Origin of the sequence: Thermomonas aquatica (assembly GCF_006337105.1) — a bacterium.
Classification (GTDB): Bacteria; Pseudomonadota; Gammaproteobacteria; order Xanthomonadales; family Xanthomonadaceae; genus Thermomonas; species Thermomonas aquatica.
Genome location: NZ_CP040871.1, coordinates 1,998,406 through 2,015,000, shown reverse-complemented (window position 1 = coordinate 2,015,000; position 16,595 = coordinate 1,998,406). Strand labels below are relative to the sequence as shown.

Genomic DNA, 16,595 nt, shown 5'->3' with positions numbered 1-16,595 from the left:
GCCGCAAGAGGCTGAATGCGCAAACGTGCGACTTCAGCCATCCGAGCGCAGGCGCACCCGGGCGAAATTGCGCTTGCCGACGGCGATCACGCCCTCGAAACCCGGCGAAAACACCCGCGCCGCGTCCTCGAATACCTCGCCATCCACGCGCACCGCGCGCTCCTTGAGCTTGCGGTTGGCTTCGGAATTGCTGGGCATCAGGCCCGCGGCAACCAGCAATGCGGCGATGCGCAGACCCTCGGCCGGCACGCCGATTTCCTGCAACGGCAGGTTCGACACATCGCCTTCGCCGCGCACCGCCGCATGCCAGCCGGCGACCGCCTTTTCCGCCTCGGCATCGCCGTGAAAACGCGCGGCGAGCTCGCGCGCCAGGCGCAGCTTCACGTCGCGCGGATTCAGGCCGCCGCCTTCGATATCGCGCTCAAGCGCCTTGGCTTCGTCGACGCCGATCTCGAAGCTGAGCAGGTCGATCCACTTCCACATCAGCGCGTCGCCGATCTTCATCGTCTTGGTGACGATGTCGATCGCCGGCTCGTCGATGCCGATGTAGTTGTGCAGCGACTTGCTCATCTTGTTGACGCCGTCCAGGCCTTCCAGCAACGGCATGGTCAACACGATCTGCGCCGGCTGGCCGTGGTGTTCCTGCAGGCCGCGGCCCATCAGCAGGTTGAATTTCTGGTCGGTGCCGCCGAGTTCGACGTCCGCCTTCAACGCCACCGAATCGTAGCCCTGCACCAGCGGATACAGGAATTCGTGGATGGCGATGGATTGCTGCGCGGCGTAGCGCTTGGCGAAATCGTCGCGCTCCAGCATGCGCGCCACGGTGTGCTGCGCGGCCAGCTTGATCATGTCGGCGGCGGTCATCGCGCCGAACCACTCGCTGTTGAAGCGCACCTCGGTCTTGTCGCGGTCCAGCACCTTGAACACCTGGTCGGCGTAGGTCTTCGCGTTCGCCAGCACGTCCTCGCGGGTCAGCGGCTTGCGGGTGACGTTCTTGCCGGTGGGGTCGCCGATCATCCCGGTGAAGTCGCCGATCAGGAAAATCACCTGGTGGCCGAGGTCCTGGAACTGCCGCATCTTGTTGAGCAGCACGGTATGGCCGAGGTGCAGGTCGGGCGCGGTGGGGTCGAAGCCGGCCTTGATCCGCAGCGGGCGGCCCAGCTTGAGCCGCGCTTCCAGCTCCTCGCGCTTGAGGATTTCGTCGCTGCCGCGGGCGATCAGGTCGATGGCGTGTTGCAAATCGGTCACGTAAGTCTCGCTGGCGGCCGGACTGTGACCGCATTCGGTAAAGGATCGTTAAAGTAGCGTTAAATTGTGAAATCCAAAAACATTCGGCTATTCAATGAGTTGACGCATGTTTTTCGCATGATTATGGTACCGCCTTGACGCGTTCGTCACAGCGGGGAACAAGCACATGACGGATCCGACGGCCGGCCTTTCGACGGCAAGCGCCACCCATGATGCCGTGTTGCGCGAAAACCTCGAACGGGCCCAGGCCTCCGCCGCGCACGATGCGGCCGCTCCCCGTCTCTCGCAGGCATTCAATGGCCGCTGGACCCGCCGCCACTGGGCGCATGCAAGCCTGTTCGCGACCATGGGGGCGCTGCTCGCCGCGATCGTGCCCGGCTTCTCCACGGCCATGCACGTCGCGCCGAACACGCAACGCACCACGCTCTCGCTGGCGCTGCCGCAGCTGCGCCTGCACAAGGACAACGCCGACCGCTGGCAATCGGTGACGCTGAAGCCGGGGCAGACACTGAGCGGGGTGTTCGACGAACTCGGCATCCCGTACGACCAGCTCGCGACGGTGATGCAGCACCCGAAGATCAAGCCGGCGCTGCGCAAATTGCGTCCCGGCACCTCGCTGAGTTTCAACCTGCCCGCCGACGGCAGCGTGCGGGCGATGCGGATCGAGGCCGCACCCGGCATCGGCGACGAACCGGTGGAACTGGAGTTCGACGGCAATGCGCTGCGCGAGCGCGCGGTGCCGCAGGAAATCACCACCCGCACCGTGGTGCTGAGCGGCGAAGTCGGCAAGTCGCTGTTCGCCTCGGCGCGCGCGCTGGGCCTGGGCAGCTCGCAGCTGGACCAGCTGACCGACGAGATGTTCAAGTACGACATCGATTTCGATTCGGACCTGGACCCGAACGACCGTTTCAGCGTGGTGGTCGACCAGACCTGGAAGAACGGGCAGCTGGCCAGCACCGGGCCGGTGCTGGCGGCGACCTTCACCGTCGACGGCCAGCTCAAGAGCGCGTTCCGCTACCTGCGCAACGGCAAGCCGGAGTACTTCACCCCGGACGGCCGCTCGCTGAAGCGCCCCTTCATCCGCATGCCGATTCCCTATGCGCGGCTGACCTCCGGCTTCGGCGGGCGCCGGCACCCGGTCCTCGGCCGCTTCCGCATGCACCAGGGCGTGGACTACGCCGCCGGCACCGGCACCCCGATCCAGGCCGCCGGCGATGCCCGCGTCGAATTCGTCGGCCGCAAGGGCGGCTACGGCAACGCGGTGATCCTCAACCACGGCGGCGGGCGCACCACCCTGTACGGGCACATGTCGCGCTTCGCCGGGATCCGGATCGGCCAGCGCGTGGCGCAGGGCACGATCATCGGCTACGTGGGCGCCACCGGCCTCGCCACCGGTCCGCACCTGCACTACGAATTCCGCGTCAACGGCGTGCACATGAACCCGCTGAAGATGACCCTGCCGCCGCCGGAACCGCTGAACGGCGCGGCGCTGGTGGCGTTCAAGAACGAAACCCGGCGAGCGCTGGACAAGATCCGCGAGGTCGAGGACGTGGTGTTCCAGCTCGACGACGGTTCGCGCGTCGCCACCATCGACAACGCGGCGAAGAACGGGCCGAAGCGCAACAAGAAGGGCTGACCCGGCCTTGCGGCGCCGACCCGATGCGATACTGCATCGCATGTCGAACCCCGTTCCCGACCGGTATTTCCTCGGCCTGATTTCCGGCACCAGCGCCGACGGCATCGATGCCGCGCTGGTGCGCTTCGCCGGCGACGCGCCGCACGCGCGCCCCGCGCTGGCCTTCGGCCGCACCTATCCCTGGGATCCCGCGCTGCGCACGCGGCTGGTCGAGCTCGGCCAGCGCGCGGCGATGCTCACCCTCGACGAAGTCGGCGAACTCGACGTGCGCATCGGCCGCGCATTCGCCCAGGCCGCGCAGTCGGCGATCGAGGCAAGCGGGGTGGCATCCGGCGGCATCGAAGCGATCGGCTCGCACGGCCAGACCCTGCGCCATCGCGCGCACGGCGAGCTGCCCTTCACCCTGCAGCTCGGCGATCCCTCGACCATCGCCGAACGCTGCGGCGTGCGCGTGGTCGCCGATTTCCGCCGTCGCGATGTCGCCGCCGGCGGCCATGGCGCGCCATTGGTGCCGGCGTTCCATGCCGCGACCCTGCATTCGCCCGATGAAGACCGCGCAGTGCTGAACCTCGGCGGCATCGCCAATTTCACCCTGCTGCCCGCGAATGGCGCGGTGCGCGGGTTCGATACCGGTCCCGCCAACGGATTGATGGACGCGTGGTGCCTGCGCCATGCCGGCACGCCCTACGACGCGGGCGGGGCGTTCGCGGCGCAGGGGCGGGTCGACGATGCATTGCTGGTCCGCCTGATGGACGAGCCATGGTTCGCGCTGCCGCCCCCGAAATCCACCGGCCGCGACCAGTTCCACCTCGGCTGGGTGGAATCGAAACTGCGAGGCGACGAATCCCCCGCCGATGTGCAGGCCACCCTGCTGGCGCTGAGCGTGCGCACGATCGCCGATGCGTTGCGCGCGGCACAACCGCGGACGCAGCGGGTGATCGCCTGCGGAGGCGGCGTGCACAACGCGGTGCTGATGGCGGTCCTGGCGGATGCGCTGCCCGGCGTCGCCGTGGAATCCAGCGCCGCGCACGGGCTGGATCCGGATTTCGCCGAGGCGATGGCGTTCGCCTGGCTGGCGCGGGAAACGCTGGCGGGACGGCCCGGCAACCTGCCTGCGGTCACCGGCGCCGCCGGTCCGCGGGCGCTCGGCGCGGTCTATCCGGCCTGATCTCGCCGGCCTGATCTCGCCGGCCGGGTCAGCCGCGCGGCGGCAGCTTGCCGATCATGCCGAAGGCGGCATCCGGCACTTTCTGGATCTGGTCGATCGCTTCCTTCAACGCGACCTGCTCGCGGGTGTTGAGCAGGTGCTTGCGCACCCGGTCCTCGATGGCATCGACGCCGATCGAGAGGGCTTCGATCGCCACTTCATCGACGGTGAAGCCCTGAAGGTCGGCAAGGCGCCGCAGGCGTTCGTCGAGCTTGGGACGGATGTTGTGGATGGTGAGGTCGGTCATGACAGGGATTTCCTTGCTGCGCGGGGGAACGCAACGCCTATCTACCCCACACCGGCGCCGGCGGGCAAGTTCAGGGGCTGTCGACGAACACCCGCTCGCGCAATTTCGGCGTCAGGTAGACGAACAGCAGCGCCGCGGGGATCAGCGCGAGCACCGTGATCACGAAATACATGCCGTAGCCGGTTGCCGTCGCGATGCCGCCCGCGAAGAACCCCAGGATCTTGCCCGGCATGTTCACCAGCGAACTGAGCAGTGCGTACTGGGTGGCGGTGTGTTCGCGGTTCACCAATGCCGACAGGAACGCCACCGTCGGCGGGCCAAGCATGCCAAGCGTGAAGTTCTCGGCGGAAATCACCGCGGTCAGCACCAGCAGATCGCCCTTGTGCACCATCAGCAGCAGGTATAGCAAGTTGCAGCTGCCGCAGACCAGCATCATCAGCCCGAGCGACTTCCACGCACCCCAGCGCGAGACCAGCGCACCGCCGCAGAACACGCCGAGGATGCCCACCCACACGCCCCACAGCTTGGTGATGGAGCCGATCTCGGTCTTGCTGAACCCCTGGTCCAGGTAGAACGGGCTCATGATGCCGCCGATCGTGGCCTGTTCCGGCACCTTGAACAGCAGGATGTAGGCCAGGATGGTCAGCGCCAGCGGCACGCCGTAGCGACGGAAGAAATCCGCGAACGGATCGACCACCGCATGCGTCATCGCCTCGCCCCAGTTCGCCGGCAAAGCGCGGTGCACGGCGGGTTCGCGTGCCAGCAAGTTGGCGACAACCGGGATCAACATCGCCGCCGCCATCAATGCGTAGACCAGCGGCCAGGCGATGTGGTCGGCCATGATCGCGGCGAACGCGCCGGCCAGAATCAACCCGATCCGGTAGCCGAGCGAATAGGTCGCCACCAGCGCGCCCTGCGCGTCCACCGGCGCGATCTCGATGCGATAGGCATCCACCGCGATGTCCTGGGTGGCGCCGAAGAAGGCGACCGCCAGCGTCGCCGCGATGAAGGCCCCCAGCTGCGACGGCGTGATCAACGCCATCAGCAACAGGCTAGAGATCACGCCCAGCTGCGCGGCCAGCAACCAGCCCCGACGACGGCCCAGGCGGCGAAACCCCGGCAACTCCGAATGATCCAGCAACGGCGCCCACAGGAACTTGAGCGCATACAGCATGCCCGCGCTGGCGATCATGGTGATCTCCTTCAGCACGATGCCGTGGTCCTTCAGCCAGAACGCCAGCGTCCCGGCCACCAGCAGGAACGGCAGGCCCGAGGAGAAGCCGAAGAAGAACATCGTGCCGGCGGCGGGCTGGCCGAACGATCGCCAGGCGGAGGGCTTCGCGGGCTTGTCGTCACTCATTCGGCGTACTCCACGAGGCAGGGCGCATGGTCGGAGAATTTCGGCTCGGGGAAGATCGTCGCCTCGGCCACGCGCGCGGCGATGCCGGGCGTGGCGAACTGGTAGTCGATCCGCCAACCCACGTTGTTGGCGCGCGCGCCGCCGCGCTGCGACCACCACGAATACTCGACCGCGTCCGGCTTGGCGACGCGGAAGGCGTCGCGCCAGCCCGTTGCGGGCGCGGCCGTGAGGCCGTCGCCGCAGGCATCGGCGATCATCCCGTTCAGCCACGCGCGCTCGTGCGGCAGGCAGCCGGAATTCTTCTGGTTGCCGGTCCAGTTCCTGATGTCGTTGCGGGCGCGGACGATGTTCCAGTCGCCGCACAGGACGTACTCGCGGCCGCTGGCCAGCCAACCGTCGAGGATCGGCCTGAGCCAGGCCATCACCTCTTCCTTGAAGCCCTGGCGCAGTTCGCCGGAGCTGCCGGAGGGGATGTAGAAACTCACCACGCTGAGGTTGCCGAAGCGCGCCTCGATGTAGCGGCCTTCGTCGTCGAACGGCGCCCAGCCGAGCGCGGTGCGCACCTCGTCCGGCTCGCGCCGGCTGTAGATCGCCACGCCGCTGTAGCCCTTCTTGGTGCTGGCGTCCTTGAACCAGGCCTTGTAGCCGGGCGGGCGGAACACGGCATCGGACAACTGGTGTTCCTGCGCCTTGGTTTCCTGCAGGCACATCACGTCGATGTCCTGCGCGGCGAACCAGTCGAAGAAGCCCTTGCTGGCCGCCGAGCGCAGGCCATTGGCGTTGAAGCTGAGGATGCGCATGCGGAACCGGAATGCTGGCGATGGCGGAGCGTAGCCGATGCGCCGCTCCTCGCGACACTCCTTTCGCCGACGCCGCATGGGACAATCCCCGCATGAATGCGACCACCGACGACTACCGCACCCGTTTCCTGCAGCTGGCCCTGCGCGTCGAGGCGCTGCGCTTCGGCGAGTTCACCCTCAAGTCCGGCCGGCTCAGCCCGTATTTCTTCAACGCCGGCCGCTTCGATTCCGGCGCCGCGCTGGCAGGACTGGCGGCGTGCTACGTCGATGCGGTGGACGCCTCGGGGATCGAATTCGACCTGTTGTTCGGGCCGGCCTACAAGGGCATCCCGCTGGCCACCGCGCTGGCCTGCGAATACGCGCGCCGCGGCCGCGACCTGCCGCTGGCGTTCAACCGCAAGGAAGCCAAGGCGCACGGCGAGGGCGGCAGCCTGATCGGCGCGGCGCTGGCCGGCAAGCGCGTGCTCATCGTGGACGACGTGATCACCGCCGGCACCGCGATCCGCGAGGCGCTGGCGATCATCGCCGACGCCGGCGGCACGCCCGCCGGCATCGTCATCGCGCTCGACCGGCAGGAGCGCGTGCGCGAAGGCGCCGCGCAATCGGCCGCCCAGGCCGTGGCCGCCGAACAGGGCATCGCCGTGGTCGCGGTGGCCGGGCTGGACGACCTGCTTGCGTTCACCGGCGAAAGGGCGGAATTTGTCGGCCAACGCGATGCCCTGCTCGCCTACCGCGCGCGCTACGGCATCGCCTGAACGATGTCATCGACGCACCGTCATCGACTGCCACAGGGGGCTGTCATGCCGCACACCAATCGCATCCTGGTCGCCGCCATCGCCATCGGCATCGCCGCGCTCGCCGGCAGCGGCGGCTTGCGCGCGCAGGCCAAGGCCGGCGCCGAAAAGAAGATCTATTGCTGGAACGAGGGCGGCCGCAAGGTCTGCGGCGACGCCCTGCCCGCCGATGCCGCCAACAGCGCGCGCACCGAGATCAGCGCACGCAGCGGACTGCGCACCGGCCAGGTGTCGCGCGCCCTGACCGACGCGGAACGCAGCCAGGCGGCGCTGGCGCAGGAGCAGGCGCGGCTCGCCGCCGAGGCCGAAGCCATGCGGCAGCGTCGCGACCTGGCGATGGTCGAGTCCTACGGCACCGAGACCGACCTGCGCCGCGCCTACGGCGAACGCACCGAATTGCTGGACGAAACGCTAAAGGCCAGCACGCTGGGGGTGACCAACCTCCGCCTGAGCCTGCTCACCCTGCTGCGCCAGGCCAGCGACAAGGAACTGGCCGGCGAGATCGTGCCGCGGCCGCTGACCAACTCGATCCGCGACCAGCACGCCGAGTTGCTGCGCCAGCAGCAGATCCGCGCCTCGCAGCTGCTGGATCGCGCCGCGCTGGACGCGGAACTGCAGGATGCGCTTGCGCGCTATCGCGCGCTGAAGGCGCCGCCGGGCGCCGCCGCGCCCAACCCGGGCCCGGAAACCCCGCCAGCGCCGCCGGCGGGTTGAGCCGCCATCCCCGTCGCGGGATGACGGGACCGGTCAGAACGGCAGCGCCAGATCCGGCTGCACCGCCTGCAGCTGCGTGCGGAACGCCTGCTGGATGCGCACCATCGCCGCATTGGTATCGGCGTCGAAGCGCATCACCAGCACCGGCGTGGTATTCGATGCGCGCACCAGTCCCCAGCCGTCCGGCCAGTCCACGCGCAGGCCATCGATGGTCGACAGGCGCGCGCCCTCGAACGCGGCGGCGGCGCGGAAACGCTCGACGAACGCGTGCGGATCGTCGTCGGGCGCCGCGACCTTGATCTCCGGGGTCGACACGCCATCGGGCAAGGCGTCGAACACCGCGTCCGGCGCGTGCTCGGTGGTGTCGAGGATTTCCAGCAGGCGCGCGGCGGCGTAGATGCCGTCGTCGAAGCCGTACCAGCGTTCGGCGAAGAAGAAATGGCCGCTCATCTCGCCGGCCAGCTCGGCGCCGGTTTCGCGCATCTTGGCCTTGATCAGCGAATGCCCGGTCTTCCACATCAGCGGGCTGCCGCCATGCCGCAGGATCTGCGCCGGCAGGCGGCCGGTGCACTTCACGTCGTACACGATCACCGCGCCCGGGTTGCGTTCCAGCACGTCGGCGGCGAACAGCATCAGCAGGCGGTCCGGGAAGATGTTCTTGCCTTCGCGGGTGATCACGCCCAGGCGGTCGCCATCGCCGTCGAAGGCGATGCCGAGGTCGGCGTCGAGGCGCTTGACCATCTGCGCCAGCGCTTCCAGGTTGTGCGGATCGCTGGGGTCGGGATGGTGGTTGGGGAAGGTGCCGTCGATGTCGCAGAACAGCGGGGTGACGTCGGCGCCGACCGCCTCCAGCACGCGCGGGCCGATCACGCCGGCAACGCCATTGCCGGCATCCACCACCACCTTCAGGCGCTTGCCGATCTGGATGTCGCCGGCGATGCGCTCGACGTAGTCCTCGCCGATGTCGCGCTCGCTCAATCCGCCGAGCTGCTTGGCGGTGTGCAGGCGGTCCTCGGCGATCCGCGCATACAGGTCTGCGAGCGCGGGGCCGGCCAGGGTCTCGGCGCCGACCACGATCTTGAAGCCGTTGTAGTCCGGCGGGTTGTGGCTGCCGGTGATCGCCACGCAGCAACCGGTGCGCAGGTGGTAGCTGCCGAAGTAGACCACCGGCGTCGGCGCCATGCCGATGTCGATGACGTTGCGGCCGGCCTTGCGCAGGCCGGCGATCAGCCCGGCGGAGAGCTCCGGCCCGGACAGGCGGCCATCGCGGCCGATCACGATATCGTCCAGGCCCTTGCCTTCCATCAGCGAGCCGATGGCCTGGCCGATCAGTTCGGCCACCCCGGCGTCCAGGCTTTCGCCGACCACGCCGCGGATGTCGTAGGCGCGGAAAATGCCGCGGTCGATCGCCACCGGCGCGGGCGCGGCCTGGGTGTCGACCACCTCGCGCACCGCCACGTCCGCGATTTCCGCCGCGGGCGGGGTGATCTGCATCTGGCCCAGGGTCTCGCCCGCGTCTTCCACCGGCCCGGCGATTCCGAGCAAGCGCGGCCGCACCACGAACCAGAGGCCGCCGGCGCCGAGCAGGAGCAATGCCCCCAGCGCCAGCCCCGGCAACGCGGGCAGTCCGAGCGGGACCTCGACCGGATCGGGCAATGCGGCGGCGATGCGCAGGTCGCTGTCGGCGACCTTGGCGCCCAGCGCTTCGGCCGTGCCGGACAGGCTGGCATCGCCGCGTTCCTGCAGGCTGCCGGCACCTTGGCGCAGGGCGAGGTAGGCATCGCCCGGGATCGACACCGTGCCGATGTTGGCAAGCAAGCGCGTCGCCGACATTTCCACGTAGACGACCACCTGCCCTTGCTTGGCGGTCGTCGGCGCGGCCAGCGCCAGGCGTTGTTCGCCCTTGGCCTTGATCACCCGTGCCGCCGGCTTGCCGCCGGCCAGTGCCGCCTCGGCGACCGCGAGCGCGCCGAAACCGGCCGCCGGCAAGCCGCCGTACTGGGCCTGGAGATCGGCCGGCCACACTTCGCTGCGGCGCAGGTCGCCCCAGCCGGCGGCCACGGCACGCCCGGCGCCCGCCAGGTCGCCGGCCGCGAGCGCGGTGCGCACCGCCGGCGTCGCCAGCCGCGCCCCCATCCTGCGCTGTTCTTCCTTCAGCAGCCGGTTGATCGCGCTGGCGGCATCGTCGCGCGCGTGCTGCAACGCGACCAATTGCGAATCCTGGCGCATCCGCTGGATGCCGGCGTACAGCAGCCATCCGCCCAGCAACAGCAGCAGGATCGCCAATACCGGCAATGCCCGAAGCGAGTCCTCGCGGCTCAGTTTCAGCTTGCGCTTGTCGCCATCGCTCATCGTGTCGTCCCCTGTCAGCGCACGCCGGTGTGGCCGAAGCCGCCCGCACCGCGCGCGCTCTGGTCGAAAGTATCCACCACTTGCAGCGTGGCGCGCACGATCGGCAGCAACACCAGCTGGGCGATGCGGTCGCCGGGTTCGATGGTGTAGGCCGCGGCGCCGCGGTTCCAGGCGCTGATCATCAGCGGGCCCTGGTAGTCGGCGTCGATCAGGCCGGTGCCGTTGCCGAGCACGATGCCGTGTTTGTGGCCCAGGCCCGAACGCGGCAGGATCACCGCGCACAAGCCCGGATCGGCGATGTGGATCGACAGTCCCGACGGCACCAGCGCGGCATCGCCCGGCTGCAGGCTCAACGGCGCCTCAAGCGCGGCGCGCAGGTCCAGCCCGGCGCTGTGTTCGGTGGCGTAGGCCGGCAACTCCCATTGCGCGCCGAAGCGCGCATCCAGCACTTTCAACTGCAGGACGTGGTGCATCAGGCCATGCCCTCCGAGGCCAGGCGGCCCGCGACCAGGTCCAGCAAGGATGCCGCCAGTTCGGTCTTCGATGCCGGGCCCAGCGCGCGCTCGAAGCCGTCGTGGCCGAGCACCAGCAGGGCGTTGTCGTCGCTTTCGAAGCCGGTGGCGCCGACCCCGACCCGGTTCGCGCAGATCAGGTCGAGCCGCTTGCGTTCGAGTTTGCCGCGCGCGTAGGCCGCGACGTCGTTGGTTTCCGCGGCGAAGCCGACCACCAGGCCCGGCCGCTGCGCATGCACGGCGACCTCGGCGAGGATGTCGCGGGTCTTCACCAGCTCCAGCGACAGCGTGTCCTGCCCCGGGACCTTCTTCAGCTTGTTGCCTGCGAACGCGCGCGGGGTGAAGTCGGCCACCGCCGCAGCGCCGATGTAGGCATCGCAAGGGAGTTGCCCCATCACTGCATCGAACATCTGCGCGGCGCTGCGCACGTCGATGCGGCGCACGCCGGCAGGCGTCGGCAAATGCACCGGGCCGGCGACCAGGGCGACGTCCGCCCCGCGCGCGGCCGCCGCCGCGGCGATCGCGAAGCCCATCTTGCCGCTGCTGCGGTTGCCGAGGAAACGCACCGGGTCGATGTCCTCGTAGGTCGGGCCGGCGCTGACCAGCAGGCGCTTGCCGGCGAGCGGCGCGCTCATGCGCCGCCCCGCAGCGCGGCCACGATCTCGGCCGGTTCGGCCATCCGCCCCGGCCCGGATTCGCCTTCGGCCAATGGGCCGTCGTTCGGGCCGATCACCTGCACGCCGCGCGACTGCAGCGTAGTGATGTTGGCCTGCGTCGCCGCGTGCTTCCACATCACATGGTTCATCGCCGGGGCGATGGCGATGGGCGCTTCGGTCGCCAGGCACAACGTCGAGACCAGGTCGTCCGCGAAGCCGTGCGCGAGCTTGGCGATGGTGTTCGCCGTGGCCGGCGCGATCACTACCTGCTGCGCCCAGCGCGCCAGCTCCAGGTGGCCCATCGCCGCCTCGGCATGCTCGTCCCACAACGAGATCCGCACCGGCCGGTGCGACAAGGCCTGGAAGGTCTGCGCGCCGACGAAGCGCTGCGCGTTGCCGGTCATCGCCACCTGCACCTCGCAGCCGGCGTCGCGCAGGCGGCGCACCAGCTCGGCGCTCTTGTAGGCGGCGATGCCGCCGCACACGCAGAGCAGGACGCGGGTCGAATCCGGACGATGGATGGAAGCCTGCATGCGGCGGAGTTTCCTGACTCGCTCTGGCGGCCGTCAGCTTACCCGAAGGCACGCATTTGGCCGATGCCGGAGGTCACTGCGCGCAAGCATCCTGCAGGCATGCACATCCGCGACTGGCCCGAACAGGAACGTCCCCGCGAGAAGCTGCTGGCGCGCGGCGCCGGCAGCCTCTCCGACGCCGAACTGCTGGCGATCTTCCTCGGTTCCGGCACCGCCGGCCGCGACGCGGTGGCGACCGCACGCGACCTGTTGGCCGGGCACGGGCCGCTGCGCGCCCTGCTCGACCGCGATGCGAAGGCGATGACCAGGCTGAAGGGCATCGGCAACGCGCGCGCCTGCGCACTGGCCGCCGCGCTGGAACTCGGGCAACGCCACCTGGCCTCGCAACTGCAGCGCGGCGACGCGCTGGCCGATCCGGCCGCGGCCGGCCGCTACTTCGCCCAGCGCCTGCGCGGCCGGCCGCGCGAGGTGTTCGCCGCGCTGTACCTGGACGTGCGCCATCGCGCGCTCGGTTTCGAGGAATTGTTCCAGGGCAGCATCGACGGCGCCGAGGTGCACCCGCGGGTGCTGGTCGAACGCGCGCTGGCGCAGGGCGCCTCGGCGGTGATCGTCGGCCACAACCATCCCAGCGGCAATCCGGAACCCAGCACCGCCGACCGCGCGGTGACCGTGCGCCTGAAGCAGGCGCTGGCGCTGGTCGACGTGCGCCTGCTCGACCATTTCGTGATCGGCGACGGCGCGCCGGTGTCGATGGCAGCGCGCGGGCTGGTGTGAGGCCTGCTTCAGCAAGCCGGGAGGCCGCCTCGCGTACAATGCGCAACCGTTGAACCGCCTGCCCGATCCTTCGTGAAAACCCAGCTCCGCGCCCTGATCGAACAGGGCCTGACCGCCCTGCGTGCCGCCGGCACCCTGCCCGCCGACCTCCCCTCGCCCGAGTTCGTGATCGAGCGACCGAAGGAACGCGCGCACGGCGATTTCTCCACCAATGCGGCGATGCTGCTGGCCAAGGCGGCCAGGTCCAACCCGCGCGCGCTGGCGCAGCAGTTGCTGGACGCGCTGCCGGCCACGGATGCGGTCGCCAGGGTCGAGATCGCCGGCCCCGGCTTCATCAATTTCCACCTGGCCCCAGCCGCGTGGCAGCAGCAGGTGCGCGACATCCATGCCGCCGGCGCCGCGTTCGGCCGCAACGGCAATGGCGCCGGCAAGACCGTCGGCGTGGAATACGTCTCCGCGAACCCGACCGGCCCGTTGCATGTCGGCCATGGCCGCGCCGGGGTGATCGGCGACTGCATCGCCCGGGTCATGGCCGCCAACGGCTGGAACGTGAAGCGCGAGTTCTACTACAACGATGCCGGCGTGCAGATCGAGAACCTCGCGCGTTCGACGCAGGCGCGCGCGCAGGGCCTGAAGCCCGGCGACGACGCCTGGCCGGCCGACGCCTACAACGGCGACTACATCGGCGATGTCGCCGCCAGCTACCTGCGCGGCGACAGCATCGAAGTCGAAGGCCATGTGGTCACCGGCAAGGACGATGCCGGCGACCTCGACGCCATCCGCAAGTTCGCCGTCGCGTATTTGCGCCGCGAGCAGAACGCCGACCTCGCCGCGTTCGGGGTGTCGTTCGACCGCTATTTCCTCGAATCGTCGCTGTACGCCGACGGCAAGGTGGAAGAGACCGTGCGCGAGCTGGTGGCCCACGGCCACACCTACGAGGAAGGCGGCGCGCTGTGGCTGCGCACCACCGACTTCGGCGACGACAAGGACCGCGTGATGCGCAAGTCCGACGGCACGTACACCTACTTCGTGCCGGACGTCGCCTACCACCTGAGCAAATGGCAGCGCGGCTACCAGCGCGCGGTGACCGAGCTCGGCGCCGACCACCATGGCTCGCTGCAGCGGGTGAAGGCCGGCCTGCAGGCGCTGGATGCCGGCATTCCCGCCGGTTACCCGGATTACGTGCTGCACCAGATGGTCACGGTGATGCGCGGCGGCGAGGAAGTGAAACTGTCCAAGCGCGCCGGTTCCTACCTGACCCTGCGCGACCTGATCGAGGAAACCAGCGCCGACGCGGTGCGCTGGTTCCTGGTCGCGCGCAAGCCGGATTCGCAGCTCACTTTCGACATCGACCTGGCGCGTTCGCAATCAAACGACAACCCGGTCTACTACGTGCAATACGCGCATGCCCGCGTCTGCAGCCTGCTGCGCCAGGCCGGCGAAAAGGGTTACGCGCACGATGCAGCGAACGGCGATGTCTCGCTGCAGCTGCTGGATGACGCGCCGGCGCAGGAGCTGATGCGCGAGTTGTCGCGCTACGCCGAAGTCGTCGAAGCCGCAGGTACCACGCTGGAACCACACCTGGTCGCGCAATACCTGCGCGAACTGGCCAATGCCTTCCACGGCTGGTACCACGCCAGCCCGGTGCTGGTGGACGACGCCGGCCTGCGCGATGCACGCCTCGCCTTGGCGCTGGCCACGCGGCAGGTGCTGGCCAACGGACTGGATTTGCTGGGCGTCAGCGCCCCGGAGAAGATGTGATGGCGGCACGACGCGGCAAGACCCAGGCACGACGCAACGGTTCCAACGGCCTGCCCGGCTGGGCCTGGCTGGTGATCGGCATCCTCATCGCGCTGCTGGCGGTGCTCATCGCGCCGCGCTTCCTGAAGAGTGGCGATGGCGACGGCTTCCTGCGCATCGGCCCCAAGCCGAACCCGGATGCGCTGCCCGCGGCGGTCGACGAGAACGCCGACGCGATCGCGCCGGACGTCGCCACCAATGCGCCGGCCGACGCCGCCAAGCCGAAGGCCACCCAGTACGACTTCTACACCCTGCTGCCGGGCGAGGAAGTCGCGGTCAGCGATGCCGAACTGGCCGCCAGCGCGAAGGCCGAAGCCGATGCGCAGGCGCGTGCCGCGCAAGCGGCGAAGCCGTCGACCGGCACCGACGACGCGGCTGCATTGCCGAAGCCGATCATGGAAGCGCCAGTCGCCGACAACAGCACCACCGCCGCTACCAAGCCGGCCGAGACCGCAACCACGACGTCCGCGCCAGCCACCACGGTCGCGAACGACGCGCGCTACATCCTGCAGGCCGGCGCGTTCGGCGCCTCCGGCGACGCGGAAACGGTGAAGGCGAAAATCGCCATGCTGGGCTTGAACGCGCGCGTCGAATCGGCGCAGATCGGCGGCAAGACCGTATACCGCGTGCGCATGGGGCCGTACGGCAGCGCCAGCGAGCTGGCCGAGGCCAAGTCCAAGCTGGCCGGCGGCGGCCTGCCGGCGATGGCGGTCAAGACCAACTGAGCGCCCGTCGCGGCGCCTGAGATGGCAGCGCGGCATACTGGCTTCCTGCAGAGGAAACCGGCATGGCGATCGAAAGCGCACTGATCAAACCCGTCGTCGACGCGCTGATGGCCCTGCTCAGCCGCGGCGAGAAGGCCAACCTCAAGCGCAACGCCGAAGCCGCATTGCGCGAGGCCATCCGCGAACTGCTGCTGGCCAATCCCGACGAAAACAAGGCCGAAGCCCGCATCGCCATCGCCAAGGCCGCCGGCATCCTGTCCGAGGACGTGGTGCTGGCCGAAGACATGCTGGAGAAGCATCGCGCGACCAAGGCGAAGACCAGCGGCAAGGCCGCGACCGGACGCAAGCGCAAGCCGGCGGCAGCCAAGCCGGACGACAAGCCGGCCGTGAAGAAAGCGCCCGCCGCGCCGCGCAAGCCGGCGAAGAAGCCCTGAGCCAGCGCGCGACGCAGTGCCGCTTACAAAGTGCCGCTTACAATCGGCGGCATGACCAAGACCGCCCTCATCACCGGCGCCAGCTCCGGCTTCGGCCGCGCCGCCGCGAAAAAATTCATCGACGCCGGCTGGCAGGTGATCGCCACCGGCCGCCGCGCGGAGCGCCTGCAGGCCCTGCGCGACGCACTCGGCGATGCGCTGCATCCGGCCGTCTTCGACATCCGCGATGAAGCCGCGATGCGCGCCGCGCTGGATGCCTTGCCGGAACGCTTCCGCGGCATCGACCTGCTGGTCAACAACGCCGGCCTGGCGCAGGGGACGAAGCCCGCGCAGGACGCGCTGCTGTCTGACTGGAAGACCATGATCGACACCAACGTCACCGCGCTGGTGACGCTCACGCATGCCTTGCTGCCGACGTTGATCGAACGCAAGGGCGCGATCGTCAACGTCAGCTCCACCGCGGCCACCTATCCGTACGCCGGCGGCAATGCCTACGGCGGCAGCAAGGCCTTCGTCAGCCAGTTCTCGCTGGGCCTGCGCGCCGACCTGCACGGCACCGGCGTGCGCGTGACCGCGCTGGAACCGGGCATGGCCGAAACCGAATTCACCCTGGTGCGCACCCACGGCGACCAGGCCGCGTCCGACACGTTGTACAAGGGCGCCGAGCCGATGACCGCCGGCGACATCGCCGACACGATCTTCTGGATTGCCACCCTTCCGCCGCATCTCAACATCAACCGCCTCGAGATGATGCCGACCCGGCAATCGTTCGCCGGCTTCCAGGTGTACCGCGGCACATGAAC

The 16,595-nt window shown here is 69.3% G+C and carries 15 protein-coding genes and 1 pseudogene; 9 read left to right on the top strand and 7 right to left on the bottom strand.

What is annotated here, in order from left to right; genetic code table 11:
* Positions 1-33 precede the first annotated feature (33 nt).
* Complete coding sequence (tyrS, locus tag FHQ07_RS09535) at positions 34-1,248, bottom strand: tyrosine--tRNA ligase (protein WP_139716582.1); 1,215 nt, start codon at positions 1,246-1,248, stop codon at positions 34-36.
* Between the two features lie 166 nt (positions 1,249-1,414).
* On the opposite strand from tyrS, the gene FHQ07_RS09530 reads away from it, so the two are divergent.
* Together FHQ07_RS09530 and FHQ07_RS09525 are read left to right on the top strand one after the other, a co-directional pair.
* On the top strand, positions 1,415-2,884 hold the full coding sequence (locus FHQ07_RS09530) for a M23 family metallopeptidase (RefSeq protein WP_139716581.1): 1,470 nt from the start codon (positions 1,415-1,417) through the stop codon (positions 2,882-2,884).
* A 40-nt stretch (positions 2,885-2,924) separates the two neighbouring features.
* A complete protein-coding gene (locus tag FHQ07_RS09525) occupies positions 2,925-4,052 on the top strand; it encodes an anhydro-N-acetylmuramic acid kinase (RefSeq protein ID WP_139716580.1) in 1,128 nt (375 codons plus the stop codon).
* 28 nt (positions 4,053-4,080) lie between these two features.
* On the opposite strand, the gene FHQ07_RS09520 is transcribed toward FHQ07_RS09525, so the two are convergent.
* The 3 genes from FHQ07_RS09520 to FHQ07_RS09510 form a co-directional block, all read right to left on the bottom strand.
* Positions 4,081-4,338, bottom strand: coding sequence for a hypothetical protein (locus tag FHQ07_RS09520; protein ID WP_139716579.1), 258 nt, complete (start codon positions 4,336-4,338; stop codon positions 4,081-4,083).
* A gap of 70 nt (positions 4,339-4,408) precedes the next feature.
* Complete coding sequence (locus FHQ07_RS09515) at positions 4,409-5,698, bottom strand: AmpG family muropeptide MFS transporter (protein ID WP_240703460.1); 1,290 nt, start codon at positions 5,696-5,698, stop codon at positions 4,409-4,411.
* On the bottom strand, positions 5,695-6,498 hold the full coding sequence (locus FHQ07_RS09510; protein WP_139716578.1) for an exodeoxyribonuclease III: 804 nt from the start codon (positions 6,496-6,498) through the stop codon (positions 5,695-5,697). The genes FHQ07_RS09515 and FHQ07_RS09510 overlap by 4 nt, the downstream gene beginning before the upstream one ends.
* Positions 6,499-6,590: 92 nt before the next feature.
* Here FHQ07_RS09510 and pyrE point away from each other — a divergent pair, with 92 nt between their 5' ends.
* Positions 6,591-7,253: an orotate phosphoribosyltransferase gene (pyrE, locus tag FHQ07_RS09505; protein WP_139716577.1), complete on the top strand. Its 663-nt coding sequence runs from the start codon at positions 6,591-6,593 to the stop codon at positions 7,251-7,253.
* Positions 7,254-7,298: 45 nt separating this feature from the next.
* Positions 7,299-8,006, top strand: a complete 708-nt coding sequence (locus FHQ07_RS09500) for a hypothetical protein (protein ID WP_139716576.1) — start codon at positions 7,299-7,301, stop codon at positions 8,004-8,006.
* Between the two features lie 33 nt (positions 8,007-8,039).
* Here FHQ07_RS09500 and FHQ07_RS09495 read toward each other — a convergent pair whose 3' ends face one another.
* From FHQ07_RS09495 to coaBC, 3 genes and pseudogenes are all read right to left on the bottom strand, one after another.
* Positions 8,040-10,358 carry a phosphomannomutase/phosphoglucomutase gene (locus tag FHQ07_RS09495; RefSeq protein ID WP_139716575.1) on the bottom strand — a complete coding sequence of 773 codons (2,319 nt, stop codon included), beginning with the start codon at positions 10,356-10,358 and terminating at the stop codon, positions 8,040-8,042.
* 14 nt (positions 10,359-10,372) lie between these two features.
* Positions 10,373-10,831 carry a dUTP diphosphatase gene (gene dut / locus FHQ07_RS09490; RefSeq protein WP_139716574.1) on the bottom strand — a complete coding sequence of 153 codons (459 nt, stop codon included), beginning with the start codon at positions 10,829-10,831 and terminating at the stop codon, positions 10,373-10,375.
* A pseudogene (coaBC, locus tag FHQ07_RS09485) lies at positions 10,831-12,059 on the bottom strand (bifunctional phosphopantothenoylcysteine decarboxylase/phosphopantothenate--cysteine ligase CoaBC). The gene dut and the pseudogene coaBC overlap by 1 nt, the downstream one beginning before the upstream one ends.
* A 99-nt stretch (positions 12,060-12,158) precedes the next feature.
* Here coaBC and radC point away from each other — a divergent pair.
* The 5 genes from radC to FHQ07_RS09460 all read left to right on the top strand — a co-directional run bounded on the left by radC (position 12,159) and on the right by FHQ07_RS09460 (position 16,593).
* Positions 12,159-12,833, top strand: coding sequence for a RadC family protein (gene radC, locus FHQ07_RS09480; protein ID WP_139716573.1), 675 nt, complete (start codon positions 12,159-12,161; stop codon positions 12,831-12,833).
* A gap of 72 nt (positions 12,834-12,905) precedes the next feature.
* Positions 12,906-14,594 carry an arginine--tRNA ligase gene (argS, locus tag FHQ07_RS09475; protein ID WP_139716572.1) on the top strand — a complete coding sequence of 563 codons (1,689 nt, stop codon included), beginning with the start codon at positions 12,906-12,908 and terminating at the stop codon, positions 14,592-14,594.
* Positions 14,594-15,358 carry an SPOR domain-containing protein gene (locus tag FHQ07_RS09470; protein WP_139716571.1) on the top strand — a complete coding sequence of 255 codons (765 nt, stop codon included), beginning with the start codon at positions 14,594-14,596 and terminating at the stop codon, positions 15,356-15,358. Before argS ends, FHQ07_RS09470 begins: the two co-directional genes overlap by 1 nt.
* Before the next feature lie 62 nt (positions 15,359-15,420).
* A complete protein-coding gene (locus FHQ07_RS09465) occupies positions 15,421-15,792 on the top strand; it encodes a hypothetical protein (RefSeq protein ID WP_139716570.1) in 372 nt (123 codons plus the stop codon).
* A gap of 51 nt (positions 15,793-15,843) precedes the next feature.
* A complete protein-coding gene (locus FHQ07_RS09460) occupies positions 15,844-16,593 on the top strand; it encodes an SDR family NAD(P)-dependent oxidoreductase (RefSeq protein WP_139716569.1) in 750 nt (249 codons plus the stop codon).
* Positions 16,594-16,595 lie beyond the last annotated feature (2 nt).